This window comes from Candidatus Albibeggiatoa sp. nov. BB20 (assembly GCA_016744725.1).
Classification (GTDB): Bacteria; Pseudomonadota; Gammaproteobacteria; order Beggiatoales; family Beggiatoaceae; genus Albibeggiatoa.
The window spans coordinates 1-4,642 of the sequence record JADGDW010000245.1 but is presented as its reverse complement, the minus strand read 5'-3'; the positions used below and the strand labels follow the sequence as shown (position 1 = coordinate 4,642).

At 39.3% G+C, this 4,642-nt stretch carries 3 protein-coding genes; 2 read left to right on the top strand and 1 reads right to left on the bottom strand.

The features are described from left to right. Both ABXH34_RS17960 and ABXH34_RS17955 read left to right on the top strand, forming a co-directional pair. On the top strand, positions 1–1,139 hold a 1,139-nt coding region (locus ABXH34_RS17960), incomplete at its 5' end, for an OPT/YSL family transporter (RefSeq protein WP_353573261.1). Beyond that, the gene (locus tag ABXH34_RS17955) at positions 1,136–1,672 is read left to right on the top strand and encodes a hypothetical protein (protein WP_353573260.1); all 537 of its coding nucleotides are present in this window, start codon (positions 1,136–1,138) and stop codon (positions 1,670–1,672) included. The genes ABXH34_RS17960 and ABXH34_RS17955, both read left to right, overlap by 4 nt. A 211-nt stretch (positions 1,673–1,883) precedes the next feature. On the opposite strand, the gene ABXH34_RS17950 is transcribed toward ABXH34_RS17955, so the two are convergent. Next, on the bottom strand, positions 1,884–4,223 hold the full coding sequence (locus ABXH34_RS17950; protein WP_353573259.1) for an NADP-dependent malic enzyme: 2,340 nt from the start codon (positions 4,221–4,223) through the stop codon (positions 1,884–1,886). Positions 4,224–4,642: the final 419 nt, after the last annotated feature.

Genomic DNA, 4,642 nt, shown 5'->3' with positions numbered 1-4,642 from the left:
ATATCATTCCTTTATATCTCAGTCCTTTTATTTATCTTTCATTGATGAATGTTGCAGCGGGAATGCTATCGGGGCGTGGGGGTTTACCCTTCTTCTGGGGTGGTATTTTAGGTTGGTGGATTTTATCACCGATGATTGTGCATTTCTCACCTGAGTCAATTCCTGTTGGTTTAGATGCGACTGGAGTCGTTGACTTTATTTATGGTGAGATGTTAAGACCTTTAGGCATTGGGATTTTAATTGGTGCTGCATTAATGGGCGTTGTATTGGCTTACCCTTCAATGATGGCCGCATTCCGCTCTTTGCTATCTGCTTCACAAATTAAGTCTCAGCGAGAATTACCATTATGGCTATTGGCTGTTATCGTTCTGCTTGTATTTAGTGCTCTACTTTGGTCTTTAACCCAATCAACCGATTTTAGTTTGGGCTATTTAGTTTTTGTTGTATTAGTCGCCATTGTTTGGGCATGGGTTGCTAGTCTTATTGTTGCTCAATCGGTTGGCTTATCTGATATTACACCGCTTTCTGGCATGGCATTGGTCACTGTATTTTTAATGATGATATTATTGGATGGCAATGTTGTTGCCTCAATTACGTTGACGATGGGTATTGGTATTGCGATCACTCAGGGTGCAGATATGATGCAAGATTTAAAAACAGGCTTTTTGATTGGTAGTAAGCCAATTTATCAACAAATTGTTCAATTAAGTTTTGCATGGATAGGGGTGTTTGTTTCAGTTGGCGTTTTGTATTTACTGTGGCAATCAGGTGTGGGCGATCAAGGTGGTTTTGGCCCTGGTACGACATTACCTGCACCACAAGCATCTACTTTGACCAGTTTGGTTTCAGCCGTTCAAAATGATACTGTACCGACAGATAAATTTATTTATGGTGGTATTGTCGGTGTGATGTTAACGCTTGCACCAATTGCTGGTTTGGGGGTTTTAGTTGGCTTGGCAATGTATCTACCATTTTCAATTACTTTGGGCTATGGGATTGGTTGTTTAATCAGTATGAGTTTAGAAAAACATTATGGTTATAGCTTCATTGAAAAAATCATTGTGCCGTTAGCTTCGGGTCTGATTATTGGTGAAGCGTTAGTTGGTGTTGGTGATGCGATTTATGGGGTGTTGTTATGAGTAAAATTACATCATTTACTAGTGGTATTACTTTGACTGTAGGAGTCATTTTAACTTTATATGCTTCAATGTGGACTAAATTCACAGATATGACTGTTACATCTCCAATTATATTTAGTATTTTTTTGATGATTCTCGGTTTGTTGTTTATGCGTGGTTTGATTAAAGAACAAAAAACGCCTGAGCAGGAAAAAGCGGAAATGTTACAAGCCTCTAATGTTTCACATACGTTAATAGATTTTAAGCATGCCGTTGAACAACTTGAAATTTCTGATAATGTAGATATTTTAGTTGAGACAATAGAGGGAATCACTGAAAATTATTTGTTGCTGATAAACCATCAACATCAAGCTATCAATGATATCTATGGCCTGCAAGGTTTAGAGATTATTATGAATCTTGCTCAAGCTGAACGTTTGCTGAATCGGATTCAATCTGCTGCATTAGATGGTTATCCATACGAAGTGCAAAATAGTTATGATGAATTGAGACTTGTTGTACAGCATTTAAAGTGTAATGATAATGCGGGATAAAGACGGGATTGAGGTCAAAATAATTCCCGCGCAAGATGAATTAGAACCCCACTTTAAGCCTTGAGTTGCTCTATGCTACTTATAGTTAACTCCCTGTTATGAGTTATGACTGCCAGTCCTTTAAGGACTGGCAGTCATAAAAGTAGTATATAATTTTAACGCTAAAGATGGAATTAACTATATTATAAAACGCAGAGCATTGCACTAAAAACTAGACAGCTTCAATCACTTCATCTTCTAGTATTTGATCTGCATTAGATTCAGCTTGTTGTGCATCGACAACCGCTAACGCACTTAAATTAACTACACCACGGGTTGTGGTAGTACGACTTAAAATATGTACGGGTTTATCCATACCTAATAAGATAGGTCCAACCGTGACCCCATTGGCAATAGAACGTAGTGTGTTATAAGTAATATTCGCCGCATCTAAGTTTGGCATAATCAACAAGTTCGCTTCACCTTTTAAATATGATTTTGGATACAAACGATTGCGAATTTCTTCAATAACGGCAGAGTCTGCTTGCATCTCACCATCACATTCTAAATTAGGCATTTCCTCACGAATAATTTCTAAGGCTTCGCGTAATTTGATAGAGCTTGGCGTATCAGCACTACCAAAGTTTGAATGAGAAACCAGTGCAACTTTTGGCTCAATCCCGAAGCGACGCATTTCTCGTGCAGCCATAATAGTGATTTCCGCGAGTTGACTTGCATCAGGATCATAGTTGATTGAGGTATCTGCAATGCAGTAAGTCCCTTGATCTAAAATCAATAAGTGCATCGCTGCAGCACAAGAAGCTTCTGCACGTAAACCAATGACATCTTTAATGTGACGTAAATGGCGTTGTAAAATATTCACAGGCCCTGCTATCAGTGCGTCTGCTTCACCACGTCTCACCAATAATGAAGCTAAAACGGTGGTATTCGTCCGTACAATCACTTCCGCTTCAGCAGGCCACACGCCACGCCGTCCCATAATTTCATGATATTCTTCTGCTAATTCAGCACGATGTTGATAGGTTTGCGGATCAATTAACTCAAAATCCACGTCAGGACGCATTTTTAAACGTAAACGTTTGATTTCTTGGCTAATAACTTTATGACGACCAATCACAATAGGCTTAACACATTGTTCATCAATCAATACTTGAACCGCGCGTAAAATCCGTTTATCTTCACCCTCGCAGTAAATAATCCGTTTTGGTTCTTGCTTAGCCCGTGAAAAGACCCCTTTCATCACGTTGGCAGATTGGTACATGTATTGTGCAAGCTTTTCTTCGTACTTAGAAAAATCTTTAATTGGATGTGTCGCAATCCCTGATTCCATCGCAGCTTTTGCAACTGCAGGCGGAATAATGGTGATTAAACGCGGGTCAAATGGTTTTGGAATAATATAATCTGAGCCGAAAACTAAATCTTGAGCACCATAAGCTTTGTCTAATACATCAGACGCATCCGCCGCCGCAATATTGGTTTCAGTGGTCGTGACCAAATCAGCAATCGCTTTAACACATGCCATCTTCATTTCTGTATTAATTTGAGTTGCACCCGCATCTAATGCACCACGGAAAATGAATGGAAAGCATAAAACATTATTCACTTGGTTTGGATAGTCGGAACGACCCGTGGCAATAATCGCTTCTGGGCGAACTTTACGGGCTTCCTCTGGCATGATTTCAGGTGTCGGATTTGCCAACGCCAAAATAAGCGGTCTCTCAGACATCTTATCGACCATTGCAGCAGTCAAAATACCGCCGACAGAAAGACCTAAGAAAATATCCGCACCTTCTATGACTTCGTCTAAAGTACGTGCTTCTGTTTCAACGGCATAAGGTGCTTTATATGGGTCATAGTGTTCGGTACGACCTACGTACAATACGCCTGCTTTGTCTGTGACAATAATATTGTGTTTAGGAATACCCAGTGAAACCAATAAGTTTAGACAAGCTAATGCCGCTGCACCTGCACCCGAAGTCACGAGTTTTACCTCATCAGGTTTTTTTTCCATTAAGCGTAGTGAATTCATTACCGCAGCCGCCACACAAATTGCCGTACCATGTTGATCGTCATGGAATACAGGAATATTCATCCGCTCTTTTAACATGGATTCAACGTGAAAACATTCTGGGGACTTAATATCTTCTAAATTAATTGCGCCAAATGTGGGTTCTAAACCTGCAATAATATCAACTAATTTTTCGGGGTCAGTTTCATTGATTTCTATATCAAAAACGTCAATCCCTGCAAACTTTTTAAATAAAACTGCCTTTCCTTCCATCACAGGTTTAGATGCTAATGGACCAATTGCACCTAAGCCCAGTACCGCTGTACCATTACTGATAACACCAACAAGGTTGCCACGTGCGGTAAGATTGGCTGCTTCTTTAGGGTCACGCGCGATTTCACGACAGGCTGCTGCGACACCTGGTGAGTAGGCTAAGGCTAAATCGCGTTGGTTGGCAAGAGGTTTGGTTGCCTGAATTGCCAATTTACCCGGTGTTGGAAAACGATGATATTTGAGTGCGTCTTCACTTAAGTCATCTGACATATAAAATTCCTTTCCTAATGAATAGTCATTGATTAGCAGTTAATCAAACTATTTTACTTGGTTTTTATCTGAGGTGCGATGCTGATTTTTAAATCTAATCTATCATAAATTATATGTATGAATAAGGCTTTTTATAGTTGTTTGGTAATCTATTTGTGGCAGGTTTAAGGGAAGCCTATTTACATGTTTTGAGTATGGATAGTGATGTGATGCTAAAGCATATCTCTGGCTAAATGAGGTCTTTATTTAGTATGTCATTCGAGTTGTCTCAAAATGATATAAAATAACGATTCTGTTCTTCAGATAAGCAAGAGCAGCAACGCTATGGAATAATATTTAATAATTGCGGGGATGAATCTGATGTGGATAAGAAATTTTTGGATTATTTTATGTTTATTTGGGTATCAACTGCCCATAGT